This window comes from Pseudonocardia zijingensis, from assembly GCF_042657305.1.
Lineage (GTDB): Bacteria > Actinomycetota > Actinomycetes > Mycobacteriales > Pseudonocardiaceae > Pseudonocardia > Pseudonocardia zijingensis.
Map to the genome: position 1 here is coordinate 26,941 of NZ_JBHSKO010000026.1, position 18,656 is coordinate 45,596.

18 protein-coding genes and 1 pseudogene are annotated in these 18,656 nt (G+C 73.8%); 14 read left to right on the forward strand and 5 right to left on the reverse strand.

Annotated features, from left to right (window positions below):
* Window positions 1-6 precede the first annotated feature (6 nt).
* From ACFPL3_RS34185 to ACFPL3_RS34200, 4 genes are all read left to right on the forward strand, one after another.
* Complete coding sequence (locus ACFPL3_RS34185) at window positions 7-813, forward strand: alpha/beta hydrolase (RefSeq protein WP_343941061.1); 807 nt, start codon at window positions 7-9, stop codon at window positions 811-813.
* A 49-nt stretch (window positions 814-862) separates the two neighbouring features.
* Window positions 863-1,450: a hypothetical protein gene (locus tag ACFPL3_RS34190; protein WP_343941060.1), complete on the forward strand. Its 588-nt coding sequence runs from the start codon at window positions 863-865 to the stop codon at window positions 1,448-1,450.
* A 148-nt stretch (window positions 1,451-1,598) separates the two neighbouring features.
* Window positions 1,599-2,804 carry an ATP-grasp domain-containing protein gene (locus ACFPL3_RS34195; RefSeq protein ID WP_343941092.1) on the forward strand — a complete coding sequence of 402 codons (1,206 nt, stop codon included), beginning with the start codon at window positions 1,599-1,601 and terminating at the stop codon, window positions 2,802-2,804.
* Window positions 2,804-4,828 carry a CocE/NonD family hydrolase gene (locus ACFPL3_RS34200; RefSeq protein WP_343941059.1) on the forward strand — a complete coding sequence of 675 codons (2,025 nt, stop codon included), beginning with the start codon at window positions 2,804-2,806 and terminating at the stop codon, window positions 4,826-4,828. The genes ACFPL3_RS34195 and ACFPL3_RS34200 overlap by 1 nt, the downstream gene beginning before the upstream one ends.
* A gap of 237 nt (window positions 4,829-5,065) precedes the next feature.
* Here ACFPL3_RS34200 and ACFPL3_RS34205 read toward each other — a convergent pair whose 3' ends face one another.
* Both ACFPL3_RS34205 and ACFPL3_RS34210 read right to left on the reverse strand, forming a co-directional pair.
* Window positions 5,066-6,085: a serine hydrolase domain-containing protein gene (locus ACFPL3_RS34205; protein WP_343941058.1), complete on the reverse strand. Its 1,020-nt coding sequence runs from the start codon at window positions 6,083-6,085 to the stop codon at window positions 5,066-5,068.
* On the reverse strand, window positions 6,078-6,905 hold the full coding sequence (locus ACFPL3_RS34210; RefSeq protein ID WP_343941057.1) for an IclR family transcriptional regulator: 828 nt from the start codon (window positions 6,903-6,905) through the stop codon (window positions 6,078-6,080). The genes ACFPL3_RS34205 and ACFPL3_RS34210 overlap by 8 nt, the downstream gene beginning before the upstream one ends.
* A gap of 72 nt (window positions 6,906-6,977) precedes the next feature.
* Here ACFPL3_RS34210 and ACFPL3_RS34215 point away from each other — a divergent pair, with 72 nt between their 5' ends.
* The 6 genes and pseudogenes from ACFPL3_RS34215 to ACFPL3_RS34240 all read left to right on the forward strand — a co-directional run bounded on the left by ACFPL3_RS34215 (window position 6,978) and on the right by ACFPL3_RS34240 (window position 11,961).
* Entirely contained in the window at window positions 6,978-8,507 is a 1,530-nt protein-coding gene (locus tag ACFPL3_RS34215; RefSeq protein WP_343941056.1) for an ABC transporter substrate-binding protein, read from the forward strand.
* Entirely contained in the window at window positions 8,504-9,478 is a 975-nt protein-coding gene (locus ACFPL3_RS34220; protein WP_343941055.1) for an ABC transporter permease, read from the forward strand. Before ACFPL3_RS34215 ends, ACFPL3_RS34220 begins: the two co-directional genes overlap by 4 nt.
* The gene (locus ACFPL3_RS34225) at window positions 9,475-10,356 is read left to right on the forward strand and encodes an ABC transporter permease (RefSeq protein ID WP_343941054.1); all 882 of its coding nucleotides are present in this window, start codon (window positions 9,475-9,477) and stop codon (window positions 10,354-10,356) included. The genes ACFPL3_RS34220 and ACFPL3_RS34225 overlap by 4 nt, the downstream gene beginning before the upstream one ends.
* Window positions 10,353-11,147: an ABC transporter ATP-binding protein gene (locus tag ACFPL3_RS34230; protein ID WP_343941053.1), complete on the forward strand. Its 795-nt coding sequence runs from the start codon at window positions 10,353-10,355 to the stop codon at window positions 11,145-11,147. Before ACFPL3_RS34225 ends, ACFPL3_RS34230 begins: the two co-directional genes overlap by 4 nt.
* A pseudogene (locus ACFPL3_RS34235) lies at window positions 11,144-11,737 on the forward strand (ATP-binding cassette domain-containing protein); the annotation flags it as partial. The gene ACFPL3_RS34230 and the pseudogene ACFPL3_RS34235, both read left to right, overlap by 4 nt.
* A 101-nt stretch (window positions 11,738-11,838) precedes the next feature.
* Window positions 11,839-11,961 (forward strand): ABC transporter ATP-binding protein, encoded by a 123-nt coding sequence (locus ACFPL3_RS34240; protein WP_343941052.1) that lies wholly within the window; start codon window positions 11,839-11,841, stop codon window positions 11,959-11,961.
* A gap of 14 nt (window positions 11,962-11,975) precedes the next feature.
* Here the strand turns inward: ACFPL3_RS34240 and ACFPL3_RS34245 are convergent, their stop codons facing one another.
* Window positions 11,976-12,929: an ROK family protein gene (locus tag ACFPL3_RS34245; RefSeq protein ID WP_343941051.1), complete on the reverse strand. Its 954-nt coding sequence runs from the start codon at window positions 12,927-12,929 to the stop codon at window positions 11,976-11,978.
* Window positions 12,930-12,974: 45 nt separating this feature from the next.
* Between ACFPL3_RS34245 and ACFPL3_RS34250 the strand changes: the two genes are divergently transcribed.
* Both ACFPL3_RS34250 and ACFPL3_RS34255 read left to right on the forward strand, forming a co-directional pair.
* Window positions 12,975-13,742 (forward strand): creatininase family protein, encoded by a 768-nt coding sequence (locus ACFPL3_RS34250; protein ID WP_343941050.1) that lies wholly within the window; start codon window positions 12,975-12,977, stop codon window positions 13,740-13,742.
* Complete coding sequence (locus ACFPL3_RS34255) at window positions 13,729-14,856, forward strand: mandelate racemase/muconate lactonizing enzyme family protein (RefSeq protein WP_343941049.1); 1,128 nt, start codon at window positions 13,729-13,731, stop codon at window positions 14,854-14,856. Before ACFPL3_RS34250 ends, ACFPL3_RS34255 begins: the two co-directional genes overlap by 14 nt.
* A gap of 11 nt (window positions 14,857-14,867) precedes the next feature.
* Here ACFPL3_RS34255 and cynS read toward each other — a convergent pair whose 3' ends face one another.
* The gene (gene cynS, locus ACFPL3_RS34260; RefSeq protein WP_465269445.1) at window positions 14,868-15,317 is read right to left on the reverse strand and encodes a cyanase; all 450 of its coding nucleotides are present in this window, start codon (window positions 15,315-15,317) and stop codon (window positions 14,868-14,870) included.
* A gap of 207 nt (window positions 15,318-15,524) precedes the next feature.
* Here cynS and ACFPL3_RS34265 point away from each other — a divergent pair, with 207 nt between their 5' ends.
* Window positions 15,525-16,373, forward strand: a complete 849-nt coding sequence (locus ACFPL3_RS34265; RefSeq protein WP_343941047.1) for a formate/nitrite transporter family protein — start codon at window positions 15,525-15,527, stop codon at window positions 16,371-16,373.
* Window positions 16,374-16,376: 3 nt separating this feature from the next.
* Here ACFPL3_RS34265 and ACFPL3_RS34270 read toward each other — a convergent pair whose 3' ends face one another.
* The gene (locus ACFPL3_RS34270) at window positions 16,377-17,195 is read right to left on the reverse strand and encodes a helix-turn-helix domain-containing protein (RefSeq protein ID WP_343941046.1); all 819 of its coding nucleotides are present in this window, start codon (window positions 17,193-17,195) and stop codon (window positions 16,377-16,379) included.
* Window positions 17,196-17,266: 71 nt separating this feature from the next.
* Here ACFPL3_RS34270 and melA point away from each other — a divergent pair, with 71 nt between their 5' ends.
* On the forward strand, window positions 17,267-18,628 hold the full coding sequence (gene melA / locus ACFPL3_RS34275) for an alpha-glucosidase/alpha-galactosidase (RefSeq protein ID WP_343941045.1): 1,362 nt from the start codon (window positions 17,267-17,269) through the stop codon (window positions 18,626-18,628).
* The last annotated feature ends 28 nt before the right edge of the window (window positions 18,629-18,656 follow it).

The following is an 18,656-nucleotide window of genomic DNA, read 5'->3' on the forward strand; positions in this document are numbered from 1 at the left end:
CGGAACATGGGTACCGCGCTGCGGGTGGGCGTCGCCGTCGTCGTGGTGGTGGCCGTAGTCGGCGCACTGCTGTGGGCGTTCCAGCGGCGGCTGGTCTACCTGCCGTTCGGGGCGCCCGGCGGGCCGGCCGCGGCCCACCTCCACGGCGGCCGCGACGTCGTGCTGCACACCGCCGACGGGCTCGACCTCACCGCGTGGTGGGCACCGGCCACCGGGCCGTCCCGGGACAGCACGGTGCTGGTGGCGCCGGGCAACGGCGGGTCGCGGGCGCTGCGGGTGCCGCTCGCCCGGGCGCTGGCCGAGGCCGGCTTCGACGTGCTGCTGGTGGAGTACCGCGGCTACGGGGGCAACCCGGGCTCGCCCACGGAGGAGGGCCTCGCCGCGGACGTCGATGCCGCCTACGGGTACCTGGTGCAGGAGCGCGGCGTGGCGGCGGAACGCCTGGTGCTGTTCGGCGAGAGCCTCGGCGGTGCGCCGCTCACCCGGCTGGCCACCGAGCGCCGGGCGGGGGCGCTCGTGCTGCGCAGCCCGTTCACCTCGCTGGCCGACGTGGGGGCGCGGGCCTACCCGTTCCTGCCGGTGCGCGCGCTGCTGCGCGACCGGTTCCCGCTGTTCGAGCACGTGCGGTCGGTGCGAGCGCCCGTCGCCGTGGTGGCGGGCGGGGCCGACGAGATCGTGCCCGTCGAGCAGAGCCGCGCCGTCGCCGCTGCTGTGGGCGCGGACTACACGGAGGTGGCGGGGGCGGGCCACAACGACCCGGAGCTCGGCAGCGGGCCCGACGTCGTCGCGGCGGTGCTGCGGGTCGCCCCGTGAACTGGTAGGCCGGTAGCGGACCCGCAGGTGACACCGACAGGAGCAGCGCGTGCAGCAGGCCTTCGTCTTCCCCGAGCTCGCCGTCCTCGTGCGGCACTGGTTCGAGATCGACCTCGCCGACAGCCACCTCGAGCACGGGGCGCGGGTGGAGATCCGCCTGCTGACCCCGCAGGAGCGCCGCGGGTCGGAGTCGGCGGCCCAGCTGGTGGTGATCGACCGGCCGGTGTGGCGGGCCGACCTGTTCGACCGGCTCGACGGCACGCCCGGGGCCTTCGAGGCGGCGCACTACCACCCGTTCTTCGACGGGGTCGAGCCCAGCGACCGGCACTGGGAGGAAGCGGTCAAGGCCGACCCCTGGGCCTGGCTGGACGCGCGCCTGCAGGACGTCGCGGGCATCGTCGCGACGGCGGGGGCGCAGCTGCGCGACCCGGAGACCGCGAACCGGCAGGTCGCCGGCGAGGCCGGCGCGATCGTGGACGCGGCGCGCCGCCGGGCGCCGCAACTGTGCGGTTCGGCACAGCAGTGCCACGACTGGACCCGGGACACCGAGGGCGCGGTGCACGCCATGCTCGGCTCCCTGCAGCGCCCCGACCTGCTCGACGAGCACCGGGTGGCGCCGTGGCGGGCAGCGGCCTGACGCCGGTCGCGGGCCACACGGTGGTGGCCCGTCGCGTTTCCACCCCCGCCGGGGCGGTAACCGATCCCCTGTGGACGATCAGCGACCTGACGATGTGACGATCGCGGTCCTCGGGGCCGACGAGGGCAACCTGGAGCTGCTGCGCGGCATGCCCGGGCACGAGCGGCAGACGTTCGTGCCGGTGCTCACGCCCGCGGAGATGCAGCAGGGAGAGGTGTCGATCCCGGACCTCGTCGACCGCGCCGTGGGGGAGCTGGACGCCCGCACGGCGCCGGTCGACGCGATCGTCGGGTTCTGGGACTTCCCGATCAGCACGCTCGTGCCGCTCCTCGCGCGCCGGTACGGCCTGCACGCCGCTCCGCTCGAGGCCGTGGTGAAGTGCGAGCACAAGTACTGGAGCCGGCTCGAGCAGCAGCAGGTGATCGACGAGTACCCGCGGTTCGGGCTCGTCGACCTCGACGAGCCCCGGCTGCCCGACGGCGTCCGCTACCCCGGGTGGCTCAAGCCGGTGAAGTCCTACTCCTCCGAGCTGGCCTTCCACGTACGCGACGACGAGCAGCTCGCCGCCGCCGTCGCGGAGATCCGGGAGGGCATCGGGCGGCTCGGCCGCCCGTTCGAGTGGATCCTCGACCAGGTCGACCTCCCGCCCGAGATCGCCGAGGTCGGCGGGCAGGCCTGCCTGGCGGAGGAGGCGCTGAGCGGGGCGCGCGCGGCCACCGAGGGGTACGTCCGCGACGGCGAGGTCGTCGTCTACGGTGTGCTCGACTCGATCACCTACCCGCAGCGGTCGAGCTTCCTGCGCCACCAGTACCCGTCGCAGCTGCCCGACCGGGTGCAGAAGCGCCTGGTGCAGGTCTCCGAGCGTGTGATCGACCGGATCGGCCTGAACTGGACGACCTTCAGCGTCGAGTTCTTCCTCGACCCCACCTCGGGCGACGTGTCCCTGCTGGAGATCAACCCGCGGCACTCGCAGTCGCACGCCGAGCTGTTCGCCCACGTCGACGGGATCGCCAACCACCACGCGATGGTCCAGCTCGCCCTGGGCCGCGACCCCGAGTTGCGCCGCGGGAAGGGGCCGTACGGGATCGCGGCGAAGTGGTACCACCGCCGCTTCGACGACGGCGTGCTGCGCCGCGCGCCGAGCCCCGAGGAGATCGCCCGCATCGAGCGCGACATCCCCGGCGTGCGCCTGTCCCCGGTGCCGGAGGTGGGGCAGCGGCTGTCGGAGCTGCCCGCCCAGGACAGCTACAGCTACGAGCTCACCGACGTGATCGTCGGGGCCCGCGACGAGCGGGAGCTGGTGGACAAGTACGAGCGCGCCGTCGGTGCCCTGACCTACGAGTTCGACGACTGATGCGGGAGGTCGGCTCTCTCCCGTACGAGGTCCGCCGCGCCGAGGCCGTCCGCATCCCGATGCCGGACGGAGGTGAGCTCGCGGCGCGCCTGTGGCTGCCGTGCGCGGCCGAGCGGGAACCGGTGCCCGCGATCTGCGAGGCGATCCCGTACCGGCAACGCGACCTCACCTCGGTGCGGGACTCGATCCACCACCCCTACCTCGCCGGCCACGGCTACGCCTGCCTGCGGCTCGACCTGCGCGGCAGCGGTGACTCCGACGGCGTCCTGGACGACGAGTACACCGAGCAGGAGCACCGCGACATCGAGGCCGCGCTGGAGTGGCTCGCCGACCGGCCGTGGTGCACCGGGCGCACCGGGCTCATGGGCATCTCGTGGGGCGGATTCGCCGGGCTGCAGGTGGCCGCGCGGCGCCCGCCGAGCCTCGGCGCCGTCGTGATCGCGTCGTTCACCGACGACCGCTACGCCGACGACATGCACTACATGGGCGGCTGCCTGCTCTCGGACAACCTCGCCGAGGCGGGCACGATGTTCGCCTACTCCACCCTGCCGCCCGACCCGGCCGCGGTGGGGGAGCGCTGGCGCGAGATGTGGCACGAGCGCCTCGATGGGGCGGAGCCGTGGATCCTGAAGTGGCTCGCCCACCAGCGCCGCGACGACTACTGGCGGCGGGCGTCGGTGTGCGAGGACTACGCGGCCGTGCAGGTGCCCGTGTTCGCCTCCAGCGGCTGGGCCGACGGCTACTCCAACTCCGTGTTCCGCGTGCTGGAGCACCTGGACGTGCCGCGAAAGGGCCTGATCGGGCCGTGGTCGCACAAGTACCCGCACCTCGGGGTGCCGGGCCCCGCGATCGGCTACCTGCAGGAGGTCGTGCGCTGGTTCGACCGGTGGCTGAAGGACGAGCGCAACGGCGCGGAGGACGGGCCGGTCCTCACCACCTGGATGCAGGAGAGCGTCCCGCCCTCCACCGCGTACGAGGAGCGGCCCGGCCGCTGGGTCGGCGAGCCGGGCTGGCTGTCGCCGCACGTCGAGCCGGTGGCCCGCGCGCTCGCGCCGCACACGCTCGCCCGCCCCGGCGAGGAGGTCGAGCGGGGTGAGGTGGGCGTGCAGTCGCCGCTGTCGGTCGGTCAGTTCGCCGGCAAGTGGGCCTCCTACAACGCGCCGCCGGACCTGCCCTACGACCAGCGCGAGGAGGACGGCGGCTCCCTGGTGTTCGAGACCGAGCCGCTCGCGGAGCGCTGCGAGATCCTCGGCGCGCCCGCCGTCGAACTGGACGTCGCCGCGGACCGGCCGGTCGCGATGGTGGCGGCGCGGCTGTCGGACGTCTCGCCCGACGGGCGCGCCACCCGCGTGACCTACGGCCTGCTCAACCTCACCCACCGGGATCGCGACGACGCCCCGGAACCCGTGGAACCCGGCGCGTTCCAGCGGGTGCGCGTGCAGCTCAACGGCGTCGCGCAGGCGTTCCCGCCCGGCCACCGGATCCGGCTGTCGCTGTCGAGCTCCTACTGGCCGCTCGCCTGGCCGCCACCGGGACCGGCCGCCCTGACCGTCCGCACGGGCACGAGCAGGCTCGTGCTGCCCGTCCGCCCGACGTCGGCGGAGGACGAGGTGCCGGTGCGTCCCTTCGGCGAGCCCGAAGGCGCACCACCCGCACCCACCACCCAGCTGGAGCCGGGGGAGAACCGCTGGCGGGTCTCGCGCGACCTCGTCGACTACCGCTCCGAGCTGGAGATCGTCAAGGACGGCGGCGTGGTGCGTTACGACGACACCGGCACCACCGTCGGGCGCCGGGTCGTCGAGCGGTACAGCAGCGTGGCCGACGACTTCGGCTCGCCCCGCGGTGACGTCGAGTGGTCGGTGACCTTCGCCCGCGACGGCTGGTGCGCCCGCACCGTCACCCGCACGGTGCTGACCTGCACGCCCACGTCGTTCGAGGTGCACGGCCACCTCGACGCCTACGAGGGGGAGCACCGCACGTTCTCCCGCGACTGGGCCCGCAGCATCCCGCGTGACCTGCTGTGAGCCGGTGCTCCGAGCGGGTCGGCGACCGTGGTGGGAGGTCCGGGGAGGCGACGGCCGCGCGAGTCTCGCGTGGTGCGGCGTGAGTGCCGCATCCGGGCGCTCGAATCACGCGCTGTGGGGCGCGAGTTGCGCGCCGAGTCGCGGGACTCGCCCTCCCGAACGGGAGACTCGCGTCCGGGCTCAGTAGCAGCGCACCTCGTAGACAGGGCGCTCACCTCGATCTCGGACGGAGATCGGTCAGACCGGTCGCACCGCCAGGTCGTGGAACTCCCGGCGCACCCGCTCGATCCCGGGGCGGGTGCGGGTGGGGTGCACGCGGTTGGTCAGCAGCACCATCGTGCGGCCCGCGTCCGGGTCGACCCACAGGCTCGTGCCGGTGAAGCCGGTGTGGCCGTAGGAGCGGGGCCCGGGGCCGGTGCCGACCGGGGAGTCCGCCCCGTCGTGGCCCTGCCAGCCCAGCCCGCGGCGCAGGTTCAGCCCGTCGGTGTGGGCGGCGGTCATCAGGGCGTGCGTCCGCGGCTGCAGCGGGCCACCCGTGAGGAGGGTGCGCGCGAGCCGTTCGAGGTCGGCGAGCGGGGCGAACAGGCCCGCGTGGCCGGCGGGCGCCCCGAGCACCACCGCGTTCTCGTCGTGCACCTGGCCGGTGACGAGCCGGCCGCGCCACGCGCACTCCTCGGTGGAGACGCAGCGGGCGGTGTCGGGGGAGAAGGTCGTGTCGCGCATCCCCACGGGGCCGGTGACCAGCTCGCGGACGAGGGCGTCGAGCGGCGTGCCGGTGACGGCCTCGGCCACCAGGCCGAGCAGGATGAACCCCTGCGACGAGTACTCCACCCGCGTGCCGGGCGGCGCGGGCAGCGGGGTGTCGCGGATCGCGGCGAGCAGGTCGTCGCGCGTGCGGTGGGTGCGCCACAGCGGGGTGGCGCCGGGCAGCCCGGAGGTGTGGGTGAGCAGCTGGGCCACGGTGAGGCCGGCCTTGTCGGCGCTCGCCGCGTAGCCGGGCAACAGCGCCCCGAGGGTGTCGGACAGCCCCAGCGCGCCCCGCTCGACCAGCGCCATCACCGCGAGCCCGACGATAGGCTTGGTGACCGAGGCGAGGTCCCACAGCGAGTCCTCGCCCACCGGCGGCCCACCCCACCGCGTGCTGCCGGTGAACCCGCGGGTGATCGGCCCGTCGGCGTCGCCGACCGACCAGGCGGCGCCTGAGTGGACCCGTTCGGCCACGCCGCGCTCGACGACGGCCGCGATCGCCTCATCCATCCTCGCCCACCAGCCGCAGCCGGCCGCTGCCCAGCGCGGCCGACAGCCGGGCAGCGGCGTCGCGCACGAGCGGTCCGAGCACGTCGGCGCTGTCGCGGCTGAGCACGAACGTCAGCCCGCTGACGGCGACCGCGCCCACCACCGCGCCCGTACCGTCGACGACGGGGGCGGCGATGCTGCGCACGTCGGGTTCGTGCTCCTCGTCCTCCACCACGTAGCCGTGCGCGTCGACCTGGGCCACGGCGGCGCGCACCGCGGCGGGGTCGGTGAGCGTGTGCGGCGTGCGGGCGGGCAGCGGGCCGGGGCCGAGGAGGTCGGCAGCCTCGCGGTCGGGGAGACCGGCGAGGATCGCGCGCCCGACGGCGGAGCAGTGCAGCGGCACCTCGTCGCCAGCCCGCACGGCCAGCCGGTACCCCGACGCCGGTTCGACGACGTCGAGCTGCACGGCCACGTCCCGCGAGCGCAGGGCGTAGTGGACGGTGTGGCCGGTGCGGCGCTGCAGGTCGGTGAGCACCGGGCGGACGAACCGGCCTTCCCGGCTGCTCGCGAGCGCTGCCGCGGCCATCCCGAGCAGGTGCGGGCCCACCTGGTACGAGCCGGTGCCGACGGTGCTGGCGAAGCCGTTGTCGACGAGCGTGCGCAGCATCCGGTGGGCGCTGGGTTTGGGTACCTGCGCCGCGGCGGCCAGCTCGGCGAGCCGGTGCGGCCCGTCGGGCCGGGCGAGCGCGGTGAGCAGCGCGAGCGCCTTGTCGAGCGCCCCGCGCGCCTCGACCGGCCGGTCGCCGGGTTCCGCGCCTGGTTCGTTGACAGCCCTTGCCATGGCGCTTACCTTACCGCCCAGCGTTCCGTGAGACGGAATGCCGGGAAGGAAAAGTGGAATGAGTTGGTGTCCGTGACCGCACGGCTGTCCCGGCGCTCCGCCCTGCGCCTCGCGGGTCTCGCCGTCCCCGCGGTCGCCGCGCTCACCGCGTGCGGCACGAACGACGTCCCGATCGGGCGGGCCCTGCGGCTGACCCAGCCCAGCGACACCAAGACGCTGGACCCGCAGAAGCAGGGCGACATGACGTCGATGAACGTCCTGATCAACCTCTTCGACACGCTCACGACCCGCGGCCCGGACAACGGGCTCGCTCCCCGGCTCGCGCTGTCCTGGTCCAACCCGACGCCGCTGACCTGGCGCTTCCAGCTGCGCCCCGGTGTCACCTTCCACAACGGCGAGCACTGTGACGCGGCGGCGGTCGCGTTCAGCATCGAGCGGCTGCTCGACCCGGCCACGAAGTCGCCGATCGTGGAGCTGCGCTACGTCACCGGCGCGACCGCGGTCGACCCGCTGACCGTGGAGCTGCAGACCGACCAGCCCGACCCGATCCTGCCGGCGAAGCTCTCGCTGTTCGGCGGCGTGGTGCTACCGCCGCGCTACCTCGCCGAGGTCGGTGACGCCGGGTTCGCGCAGGCACCGGTCGGCACGGGGCCGTTCACGTTCGTCGACTGGCGCCGCGATCACGAGCTGCGCATGCGGGCGAACCCGGCCCACTGGAACGGGCGCCCGGCGGTCGACGAGCTCGTGTTCCGCCCGATGGCCAACCCGGCGTCGGCACTCGCGGCGCTGCAGAGCGACGAGGTCGACCTCGTCACCGGCCTCACCCCGGACGCCGCCCTGCAGCTGCGCGGCTACCCCGGCATCACGATCGACCGGTTCCCCGGCATCCGGACCTCGTACCTGTCGCTGGACACCGAGGACGGCCCGCTGCGCGACCGCAGGGTGCGTCAGGCGCTCAACCACGCGGTCGACGTGCCGCTGCTGATCGACGCGGTGCTGGACGGCCAGGCGCGCGAGGTACCGACGATGTTCCCGCGCGAGTCGTTCGGCTTCGACCCGTCGGTGCAGCCCTACACCCGCGACCCCGCACGGGCTCGCGCGCTGCTCGCCGAGGCCGGCTACCCCGACGGGTTCGACACCGTGCTCACCGCGTCGAGCGCCGACGCCAACGTCGCCGAGGCGATCTCGGGGCTGCTGGCCCGGGTCGGGGTCCGCGCCCGCGTCGACGCGATCGACGCCGGCACCTACTCCAGCCGTCTCACCTCGGACAACCGGCGTGGCCTCGGGCCGATGTACCTGGCCGCGAGCACCGGCTGGACGCTCGACGGGCAGAGCAACGTCCAGTCCAACGTGCGCCGGGACCGCCGGCAGAGCCGCTGGACCTCCGACGAGGCGGACCGGCTCATCGACCGCGAGGAACTCTCGGTCGATCCCCAGGAGCGGCTGCGCGCGTTCGGACAGCTGCAGCGACTGCTGAAGCAGGAGGCGCCGTTCGTGTTCCTCTACCAGGTCGACATCCTCGCCGCCCGCAACGACCGCCCGACGTGGCGGCCGCCGGTGCACGGCTCGCTGGCGATGGCTACCGCGGAGGTGACGGAGTGAGCGGGCCCGTCGTGGAGGCGGCGCGCCCGCCGGCGCCGGGGCGCGGTGTAGCCGGCACGTTGCTCGTGCGGGTGCTCGGTGCGGTCGGCGTGCTCGTGGCCGCCGCGACCGTGGCGTTCCTGCTGGTGCGGTTGTCCGGCGACCCGGTGCGGCTGCTCCTGCCGCCGGACGCCACGGCCGAGCAGGAGGCGACGTTGCGCGCGAGCCTCGGCCTCGACCGGCCGCTCCTGGTGCAGTACCTGGACTACCTGTGGGGACTGCCACGGCTGGATTTCGGCACCTCGCTGTTCTACGACCGCCCCGTCGCCGAGGTGCTGTTCGAGCGCATCCCCGCGACCCTGCAGCTCGCGGGCGCGGCCACGGTCGTCGCGCTCGTCGTCGCGGTGCCGGCCGGGATCTACGCCGCGCTGCGCCGCGGCCGTCCCGGCGACACCGGCGTGATGGCGGCGGTGCTCGTCGGGCAGTCGACCCCGGCCTTCTGGACGGGGATCCTGCTGGTCCTGCTGTTCGCCGTGCAGTGGCAGCTGCTGCCGGCGTCCGGGTACGGCTCGTTGGAACACCTCGTGCTGCCGGCCGTCACGCTGGCCGTCTACTCGGTGGCGGTGATCGCGCGGCTGCTGCGGTCGTCGCTGATCGAGGTGCTCGCCTCCGACCACATCCGCACGGCGAGGGCGAAGGGCCTGGGCACCCGGGCGATCGTGGCGGGGCACGCACTGCGGCACGCCTCCCTGCCGGTGGTCACGGTGGTCGGGCTGGAGGTCGGCAGCCTGCTCGGCGGGGCGATCCTCACCGAGCAGGTGTTCGCCTGGCCCGGCATCGGCCGGCTCACCGTCGAGGCGATAGCCAACCGCGACTTCCCGCTGGTGCAGGCGGCGGTGCTGTTCTTCGCGGCGACGTTCGTGGTGGTCAACCTCGTCGTCGACGCCTCGTACGCGATCCTCGACCCGAGAGTGCGGGTGGCCCACCCATGACCGCTGCCACGATCGCCGCACCGGCCGCGACCCAGCGGGTGCGCGCGGTGCTGCGCAACAAGCTCGCCGTCGTGGCGATCACCCTCCTGGCCGCGGTCGTCCTGGCCGCGGTGTTCGCGCCGGTACTCGCCCCCTACGACCCGGCGGCGCAGGACCTGCTGGTGCGGCTGCAGCCGCCCGCCTGGCTCGCCGGGGGCGACGTCGCGCACCTCTTCGGCACCGACCAGCTCGGCCGCGACGTGCTGAGCAGGCTGATCCACGGCGCGCGGGTGTCGCTGGTCGTCGGCGTGGCCGCCGCCCTGCTCGCCGGGGTGATCGGGGCCGCCGTCGGCCTGGTCACCGGCTACTTCGGGGGCTGGGCCGACCGGCTGCTCATGCGGCTGGCCGATCTGCAGCTCGCGTTCCCGTCGATCCTGCTGGCGCTCGCCGTGGTCGGTTTCCTCGGTTCCGGGCTCTGGTACGTGATCATCGTGCTCGGCTTCACGGGCTGGGTGTCCTACGCACGGGTCGTGCGGTCCGAGGTGCTGTCGCTGCGCTCGCGCGACTTCGTCACCGAGGCCCGGGCGATCGGCGTGCCGGACCTGGTGATCATGCGCAGGCACCTGTTGCCCAACGTGCTCGCGCCGCTGGCGACCATCGGCACCCTGCACGTGGCGGCCGCCATCGTGGCCGAGGCGTCGTTGAGCTATCTCGGGCTCGGCGTCCCGAAGTCGGTGGTGACCTGGGGCGGCATGCTCAGCGACGGCCAGCTCTACCTGGGCACGTCCTGGTGGATCGCCGTCTTCCCCGGGCTCGCCCTCATGCTCACGGCGCTGGCCGTGAACCTCGCGGGGGACGTCCTGCGCGACGTCTCGGACCCGAAGGCGTACCGGTCATGAGCCTGCTGCAGATCCAGGACCTGTCGGTCGAGTTCCGCCTCGGCACCGGGACCGTGCACGCCGTGCGCGGCGTCGACCTGCACGTCGACGCCGGCGAGATCCTCGCCGTCGTCGGGGAGTCCGGCAGCGGCAAGAGCGCCACGGCGCTGTCGGTGCTGCGGCTCAACCCCGAGCCGCCGTGCGCCTACCCGTCCGGGTCGGTGCTGCTCGACGGCCGCGACGTGCTCACGATGGACGAGCGGGCGCTGCGCACGATCCGCGGCGCCGACGTCGCGATGGTCTTCCAGGACCCGATGACGAGCCTCGACCCGCTGCAGCGCATCGGCAACCAGGTGGCGGAGGTGCTGCGCCACCACCGCGGCGCCTCGCGTGCCGAGGCCCGGGCGGCGGTCGTGCCTGCGCTGCGCGAGGCCGGCATCCCGGACCCGGAGCGGCGCGCCGACCAGTACCCGCACGAGCTGTCCGGCGGCCTGCGGCAGCGCGCGATGATCGCGATGGCGCTGGTCGGACGACCGCGGCTGCTCATCGCGGACGAGCCGACGACCGCGCTCGACGTCACCGTGCAGGCGCAGATCCTGGACCTGCTCGTGGAGCTGTCCGAACGCCACGGCACCGCGGTCGTCCTGATCACCCACGACCTCGGCGTGGTCGCAGAGGTGGCCGACCGCGTGGTCGTCATGCGCGAGGGCCGGGTGGTCGAGTCCGGCGGTGTGCTGGACGTGTTCGACGCGCCGGCGCAGGAGTACACGCGCGAACTGCTGCGCGCCACGCCCCGATTGGAGACGCGATGACCGCCCTCGTGGAGCTCGACGGCGTCCGCAAGGAGTACCGGGGCCGCCGCGGCGCGCCGCCGGTGGTCGCGGTCGACGAGGTGAGCCTGACCGTGCGGGCCGGGGAGACGACGGCGGTCGTGGGGGAGTCCGGGTCGGGCAAGTCCACCCTCGTGCGGCTGCTGCTGAAGCTGGAGCCGCCCACCGCGGGCACGGTGCGCTTCCGGGGCGAGGACCTCGCCAACCTGTCGGGGGCCGGGTTGCGCGCGGTGCGCCGCGAGATGCAGGTGGTGCTGCAGGACCCGTACTCGAGCATGAACCCCCGCATGCGGGTCACCGACATCGTCGCGGAGCCGATCGTGACCCACGAGCCGGGCAGCGGCGCCCGGCGGGCGCGGCCTGCGCTGCGCGAGCGCGTGGCGGAGCTGCTCGGTTCCGTGGGCCTGCCCGGCGACGTGCAGGACCGCTACCCGCACGAGTTCTCCGGCGGGCAGCGCCAGCGCATCTCGATCGCCCGCGCGCTGGCGCTGCGCCCGAGCCTCGTGGTGCTCGACGAGCCCACGAGCGCCCTCGACGTCTCGGTGCAGGCGCAGATCCTGGACCTGCTCGCCGACCTGCAGCGCCGCCTGGGGCTGACCTACGTGCTCGTGTCGCACAACCTCGCGGTGGTGCAGCAGGTCGCCGACCGCGTCGCCGTGCTGCACCGCGGGCGGTGGTGGAGGAGGGCGGCACCGACGAGGTGCTGCGCAGCCCGCGGGAGGCCTACACGCAGGCCCTGCTGGCCGCCGTGCCCGACCCCGACCCGCACCGGTCCCGGCGCCGGAGGGTGGCCTGAGCGCCCCCGGGGTGCTAGCGCGCGGACAGCACCAGCCCCGCGCCGCCGAGCAGCGCGATGTCATCCACCACGGTGGAGCTCACCACGACCGCGGGCGGCTCGGCGGCGGGCGACCACGACGAGGCGGCGCGCAGGCGCTGCACCACCCGCTCCCGGAAACCCTCGCCGCCGTCGCGCGCCTCGCCGTGCAGCACGAACAGGCCCGGCGCGAACAGCTGCTGGATGTTCAGCAGCCCCAGCGCCAGATTCCCGGCGTACTCGTCGACCACGGCGGCGGCGTCCGGATCGGTGCTCGCGGCGAGCCCGGCGAGCGTGGCCGGGAGCCCGGTGCCCGCCACGCGCTCGCGCAACCACCGGGTGGTGGCCACCGTCTTCCAGCAGCCGCGCGCGCCGCACGTGCAGACGCGGTCGGGCCCGGCAACGGTCATGTGCGCGCCGCTGCGCCCGCCGGGAGGAGCGAGCACCTCGCCGCCCAGCAGGATCCCGACGCCGAGGACCTCGCCGGTGGACACCGACGCGAAGTCGCTGCGCCCGCGCCCGGGCCCGAACCACCGGTCACCCAGCACCTGCAGCCGGGCGCGGTGCTCCACGTGCACGGGCGCCCCGAAGCGCGCGAGCCGCTCCCGCACGGGGTAGCCGCGCAGCGCGGGTGCGTCGTTGACCTCGATGATGAGGCCGGCGTCCGCGTCGACGAGGCCGGCTGCCGCCACACCGATGCCGAGAGGCGCGCCGTCGACGAAGCAGGGCGCGGCCGCCGCCCGCAGCGCGGCGTCGACAGCGGCCGAGTCGCCGGCTGCGTCGCCGGGAGCGAACTCGGCCTCCCCGCGCCGCAGCACAGCACCCGACATGTCCATCAGCGCGGCCCGCACGAGACCGGGCAGCACCTCGACCGCCCCCAGCGTGCGCGGAGTGGCGCCGGGGGCCGGATCGGGCACCAGGCGCAGCGCGGCGCGGTGGGGGCTGCTCATGCCGCAGACCTTATGCACCTCGAACACAGGAAGGTGGGAACAGCCGTGTTACGACTCGACCGGCAGCCGTGGCGGGAGGTGCGCGCCGCGGGTGAGCGCGGGGCGATCGCACTGCTGCCCGTCGGTTCCCAGGAGCAGCACGCCGCGCACCTGCCGATGGGCACGGACACCCTGCTCGCGGAGGCCGTCGTGGACGCCGCGCTCGCCCGCCTCGCGCCCGCGGGCGGCGACCCGGAGCTCGTGCGGCTGCCGGCGCTGCCGTTCGGGCACAGCCCGCACCACCTGTTCGCCGCGGCCGTGTCGCTGTCGGCCGCCACGTTGCAGGCCGTGCTCGCCGACGTCCTCGACTCGCTCGTGCGCAGCGGGTTCCGGCGCGTGCTGCTCGTGAACGGGCACGGCGGCAACGACGAGATCGTGCGGCTCGCGGTGAAGCGGTGCGCGCTGGAGCGCGACGTCGCGTTGGGCGCCTGCTCCTACTGGGCGCTGGGCGATGGCGGCTCGCCCGGCCACGCCGGCCGGTTCGAGACGTCGCTGATGCTCGCCGCCCACCCCGACCTGGTGGCACCGGTCCCGCCGTGGCGGGCGCCCGCCGAACCGCCGCTGTTCCACCGCCCGCCCGCACCCGGCCTGCTGGTGGAGCGGCACGGCGAGTGGGAGCGGGTGGGCGGCACCACCGACGACGCACGCGCCGCCGATGCGGAGACGGGCCGCGAGCTGTTCGACGCCCGGGTGGAGGCGCTCGCCGGCGCGATCCGCGCCTTCGCCGCCGCCACCGACCGCAGCCACGGAGGGGGAACCCGTGAAGATCACTGATGTCGACGTGCAGGTCGTGAACCTGCCGCTGACCAACCCGTTCACCAGCTCGTTCGAGACCAAGACCGGGGAGACGCGCACGATCGTGCGGGTCCGCACCGACGAGGGCGTCACCGGCTGGGGCGAGACGATGTGGGGCCGCCCGGTGGCCGAGCTCGTGCGCCGGCTCGCCGCCGATCTCGTCGGCACCAGCCCGTTCGCGCTCGAGGCGTTCCACCGCCGCCAGCACATGGTGCCTTTCTTCCACGGCTACCTGGGCTACGCCGCGATCGCCGCGCTGGACGTGGCCTGCTGGGACGTCATCGGCAAGGCGACCGGCCAGCCGCTCACCGACCTGCTCGGCGGGCCCGTCCGCACCGAGGTCCCGATCACCGCCCTGATCACGCGCGCGGACGCGTCCGGCGCGTCCGCGGCCGACCTGCCGGCGCGACTGGCCGAGCACGCCGCTCGCGTGGTCGCCGAGGGCGGCTTCACGGCCGTGAAGCTCAAAGGCACCGTGGACGTCGAGGGCGACGTGCGCGTCCTGCGCGCACTGCGCGCGGCGCTGCCCGACGTCAAGCTGCGCGTGGATCCGAACGCCGCGTGGTCGGTGCCGGACTCGGTGCGCGCGGGCATCCAGCTCGAGGAGCTGGACCTGGAGTACCTCGAGGACCCGTGCGTCGGCATCGAGGGCATGAGCCAGGTGCGCGCGAAGGTCCGCATCCCGCTGTGCACGAACATGTGCCTTGTGCGCTTCGAGGACTTCGCCCCGGCGATGCGCCTCGGCGCCGTCGACGTCGTGCACGGCGACGTCTACAAGTGGGGCGGGATCGCCGCCACCAAGGCCCTCGCCGCCCACTGCGAGACGTTCGGGCTCGGCATGAACCTGCACTCCGGCGGGGAGCTGGGCATCGCCACGGCCGCCCACCTGGCGGTGGTGGCCAGCACGCCCGTGCTCTCGCGCGCGATCGACAGCATGTACTACCTGCACGCCGACGACGTGATCGAACCGCTCGTCCTGGACGCCGGGAAGCTGCAGGTGCCGACCGGTCCCGGCCTCGGCGTGGTCGTGGACGAGGACAAGGTCGCCCACTACGCCGCGGTCAACGCCCGGGAGGGGGACCTCACGGGCTGAGCCGGGTGCGCCTACCAGCGGTAGTCGAGGAACTTCCCGTCGAACGTGACGACGACGCGGTCGCCGTCGGGGTCGGGCCTGCGCTCGACGTCCACGCGGAAGTTGATGGCGCTCATGATCCCGTCGCCGAACTCCTCGTGGATGAGCTCCTTGATCGCCGGTCCGTAGACCGACAGCGCCTCGGTGAAGCGGTAGATCGTGGGGTCGGCCATCAGCGCCGGATCGGTGCCGCGGGATGGCTGCTGCTGGAGGCTCTCGGCCACGGTCTCGTCGAGCCCGAGCAGCGCGCACGCGGCCCCGGCCTGCTCGCTGGACATCGGGTGCTGGCCGAGCAGGGCCGCGGTGGTCCACACGAGCGGGGTGCCGAGGGCTTCGGCGATGCCGGCCCACGTGAGGCCGCGCCGGGTGCGGGCGGCGACGACGAGCCGGGCGGCCTCGGCCTTGTCCATGATGGGGTTGATCGTCGGCTCCTTCCGGGGTGGTGGGTCGCCCCAGGCTCGCGGGCACCTGTTGCGGCCGCGTTACGGTGGGGAAACGCGCGCCTGTCGCGAGGGGAGCGGCAGGTGTGAGCGGGGCGTGACCCGATCACATCGGCGGCGTAACCCGGCGGCAACACCCGGTTTCGAGACTCGACGCGGCCTGCCCGCAGACCGTTGAGGAGCCACCGCATGTCCTACCTGAACCCGTCGGAGTTCGTCGGGAAAATGATCGACGCCGGCGAGGCGAAGGTCTTCATGTCCACGCGCGACACCGTGATTCGCGCCTACATGGCCGGGGCCATCCTCGCGCTCGCCGCCGCGTTCGCCGTCACCGTCACCGTGCAGACAGGGTCGCCGCTGGTGGGCGCGCTGCTGTTCCCGGTGGGGTTCTGCCTGCTCTACCTGCTCGGGTTCGACCTGCTGACCGGCGTCTTCACGCTGGCCCCGCTGGCCTGGATCGACCGGCGGCCCGGCGTCACGATCAAGGGCGTCCTGCGCAACTGGGCCCTCGTCTTCGTCGGCAACTTCGCGGGCGCGCTCACCGTGGCGCTCATGATGGCCGTGATCCTCACCTTCGCCTTCACCGTGGACCCGAACGAGGTCGGCCAGCGGCTCGGCGAGATCGGTGCGGCGCGGACGGTCGGTTACGCCGACCACGGCGCGGCGGGGATGCTGACCCTGTTCCTGCGCGGGGTGCTGTGCAACTGGATGGTCTCCACCGGTGTCGTGGCGGCGATGATCTCGACGTCGGTGTCCGGCAAGGTGATCGGGATGTGGATGCCCATCCTGGTGTTCTTCTACATGGGCTTCGAGCACTCGATCGTGAACATGTTCCTGTTCCCGTCCGGGCTGATGATGGGCGGCGAGTTCTCGATCGTCGACTACTTCGTGTGGAACGAGTTCCCCACCGTGGTCGGCAACCTCGTCGGCGGCCTGACCTTCGTCGGGCTCACGCTCTACGCCACCCACGCCCGCCCCGGCGCCGGCCGCGTGCGCCCGGTGCGGGAGGACGCCGACGCACTGGCGGCCACCCGCTGAGCGTCAGCGGCCGCGGTGCAGCCGCCGGTATCGGCCCGGCGGCATCCCGCAGGCCTGCGCGAACGCGGCGTGGAAGCCGCTGTGCGAGCCGAAGCCCGCGTCCTCCGCGATGCGGCGGGCGGTCGCGGCGCTCGTGAGCAGCTGGCGCTGGGCCTCGGCGATGCGCCGGTCGGTGAGGTAGGTGTGCACGGTGGTGCCGAGCACCTGGCGGAACAGCGTCATCGCGTAGTTCGGGTTGAGGTGCACGGCCGCGGCGACGTCGGTGGTGCGGATCGGCTCCCGGAAGTTCTCGGTGATGTAGCGCGCCATCGCGACGACGTGCCGGACGGCGTCCGGGAGCGTGCCGGTGTCGTGGTCGGCGGGCAGCGCGGTGCGCAGCAGCCTGCGCACCCCGGCCTGCACCTCCAGCAGGGCGATCGCGTGCAGGTCGGACGAGGTGCCTGCGAGGTCGGCCACCCACCGCGTGAAGGCGGCGGGATCCGGGTGCTCGGTCTGGCGGGTGACGAGCGGGGTGCCGCGCAGCAGCTCGGCCATGACCGGTCCGGGCAGCTCCCACCCCAGCACCTGGGCGAGCGGGACGTGCAGCCAGCGCACGCGGGCGTTCCAGTTCGTCGGGGTGTCGATCAGCCGGTGTGGCACGGACGCCCAGAACAGCGCGGCGTGCCCGGGCTGGATCGTCACCAGCGTGCCGCCGAAGAGGTAGGTGAGCGGCTCGTCGTCGACGATGTTGACCTCGAGGTCGTCGTGGCGGTGGGCGCTGGCCATCGCGTAGCCGCGACCCTGCCGGCACCACAGCCCGGAGGTTTCGTGCGTGACCGACATCTGAGGATCCTGGAACTCCGCCCGACGTTCGCGGACCGATCCTAGGTGTCTCAGCTCCTAGCGTGGAGCCCATGGCCAAGATCACCATCATCGGCGCCGGTGGGTACGTCTTCCCGTTCCGGCTGATCGGTGACCTGCTCAGCTACCCGGCGTTGCGCGACAGCACGCTCACCCTGATGGACATCGACGCCGGCCGGCTGGAGCGCACGGCCGCCGCCACGCGCGCGCTCGTGGCGCACCACGGGTTCCCGACCACGGTGGAGAGCACCACCGACCGGCGGGCCGCCCTCGCGGGCGCCGACCACGTGATCATCACGTTCCAGGTGGGCGGCGTCGAGGCCTTCCGCGACGACGTGGAGATCCCCCGCCGCTACGGCGTGGACCAGACGGTCGGCGACACGCTCGGCCCCGGCGGGGTGTTCCGGTTCCTGCGCTCCGTGGTGGCCTACCGCGAGATCGCCGCCGACCTCGCCGAGCTCGCCCCGCACGCGCAGGTGATCAACTACGCCAACCCGATGGCGATGGCCACCTGGTACCTGAACGCGCTCGGCGCCCGCACCGTCGGGCTCTGCCACAGCGTGCAGGGCACCTCCCGGATGCTGGCCCGCGCGCTGGACGTCCCGTACGAGGAGGTGCGGTTCCGGGCGGGCGGGATCAACCACCAGTCGTGGTTCACCGAGTTCCGCCGGGGGAGTGAGGACCTCTACCCGCGGATGCGCAAGGTGATGGCGCAGCGCCACCTGCGCGGGCGGGCCGGGAGCGGGCTCGCGGCCGACCACGGCGACCACAGCGGCGCCGACCGCGGGGAGTCGGTCTACGAGGGCGGCAACGAGCGGGTCCGCACGGCGATCATGGACGCGTTCGGCTACTTCCACACAGAGTCGAGCCACCACGCGTCGGAGTACCTGCCCTACTTCCGCAAGTCGCCGGAGATGGTGCGGGAGTTCATCCCGGAGCGCTGGGACTACTACGAGATCTGCCAGGACCACGACGAGGACGGCCAGACCGCCAAGCTCCTGGAGAACCTCAAGGGCGAGCTGGCGCCGTCGGTGGAGTACGGCGCCGCGATCGTGCACAGCATCGAGACCGGGCAGCAGAGCGTGATCTACGGGAACGTGCCCAACACGGGCCTCGTCACCAACCTGCCGGAGGGCTGCTGCGTCGAGGTGGCCTGCCTGGTGGACTCGGGCGGCGTGCAGCCCACCGTCTTCGGTGCGCTGCCCCCGCAGTGCGCCGCGGTCAACCGCACCGGGATCAACGTGCAGGAGCTGGCGGTCACCGCGGCGCTCACCGGCCGGCGCGAGCACGTCTACCACGCCGTGATGGCCGACCCGCTCACCAGCGCGCTGCTCACCCTCGACCAGATCACGGCGATGGTCGACGAGCTGTTCCTCGCGCACAAGGCGTACCTGCCGCCGGAGCTGCAGGACTGATCCAGCCCCACCTCATCGGGCACGACCT

Excerpts from the sequence above, each read along its gene's own strand:
- melA (WP_343941045.1), top strand. The coding sequence starts at position 17,267 with ATGGCCAAGATCACCATCATCGGCGCCGGTGGGTACGTCTTCCCGTTC.
- ACFPL3_RS34230 (WP_343941053.1), top strand. The coding sequence starts at position 10,353 with ATGAGCCTGCTGCAGATCCAGGACCTGTCGGTCGAGTTCCGCCTCGGC.
- ACFPL3_RS34265 (WP_343941047.1), top strand. The coding sequence starts at position 15,525 with ATGTCCTACCTGAACCCGTCGGAGTTCGTCGGGAAAATGATCGACGCC.
- ACFPL3_RS34205 (WP_343941058.1), bottom strand. The coding sequence starts at position 6,085 with ATGGATGAGGCGATCGCGGCCGTCGTCGAGCGCGGCGTGGCCGAACGG.
- ACFPL3_RS34270 (WP_343941046.1), bottom strand. The coding sequence starts at position 17,195 with ATGTCGGTCACGCACGAAACCTCCGGGCTGTGGTGCCGGCAGGGTCGC.
- ACFPL3_RS34225 (WP_343941054.1), top strand. The coding sequence starts at position 9,475 with ATGACCGCTGCCACGATCGCCGCACCGGCCGCGACCCAGCGGGTGCGC.
- ACFPL3_RS34210 (WP_343941057.1), bottom strand. The coding sequence starts at position 6,905 with ATGGCAAGGGCTGTCAACGAACCAGGCGCGGAACCCGGCGACCGGCCG.
- ACFPL3_RS34185 (WP_343941061.1), top strand. The coding sequence starts at position 7 with ATGGGTACCGCGCTGCGGGTGGGCGTCGCCGTCGTCGTGGTGGTGGCC.
- ACFPL3_RS34200 (WP_343941059.1), top strand. The coding sequence starts at position 2,804 with ATGCGGGAGGTCGGCTCTCTCCCGTACGAGGTCCGCCGCGCCGAGGCC.
- ACFPL3_RS34245 (WP_343941051.1), bottom strand. The coding sequence starts at position 12,929 with ATGAGCAGCCCCCACCGCGCCGCGCTGCGCCTGGTGCCCGATCCGGCC.
- ACFPL3_RS34195 (WP_343941092.1), top strand. The coding sequence starts at position 1,599 with ATGCCCGGGCACGAGCGGCAGACGTTCGTGCCGGTGCTCACGCCCGCG.